Annotated in this window: 1 protein-coding gene; it reads left to right on the top strand. The window is 58.7% G+C overall.

Annotated elements, in window-relative coordinates; genetic code table 11:
- Positions 1-59: 59 nt before the first annotated feature.
- Positions 60-424 (top strand): hypothetical protein (locus tag ACRHOZ_RS20820; protein WP_431130162.1); only part of this gene is annotated, 365 nt, incomplete at its 3' end.

The raw sequence follows: 424 nt of genomic DNA, 5'->3' as shown, positions 1-424 counted from the left end.
CAGGTGATGTGCCCCTGCCTGATATCCTTGTCGTTACCGACGAGGCCGACAACTGCGGGGTGCCAACGGTCGCGTTCGTCTCGGATGTCTCCGACGGGCTCTCAAACCCCGAGACCATAACGCGTACCTACTCCGTGACCGATGGGGCAGGGAATTCCATCAACGTCCAGCAGACCATAACCGTTAACGATACAACCGACCCCACCATCACAGCACCGGCCGATGTAAGCGTGGACGCCGATGCCAATTGTGTGGCCAATCCCGTTCTCGGTACACCGACAACCAATGACAATTGTTCCGTAGCCGGTGTAACCAACGATGCGTCCCCACCATTTCCAATCGGGGTAACCGTGGTCACATGGACCGTGACCGATGGAGCGGGGAACACCGCCCAGGACACCCAAACGGTGAACGTCGCGGACAA

The organism is Flagellimonas flava, assembly GCF_050617915.1.
GTDB classification, from domain to species: domain Bacteria; phylum Bacteroidota; class Bacteroidia; order Flavobacteriales; family Flavobacteriaceae; genus Flagellimonas; species Flagellimonas flava_A.
The sequence above is the reverse complement of the archived record's forward strand: the minus strand, read 5'-3'. Positions and strand labels throughout refer to the sequence as shown.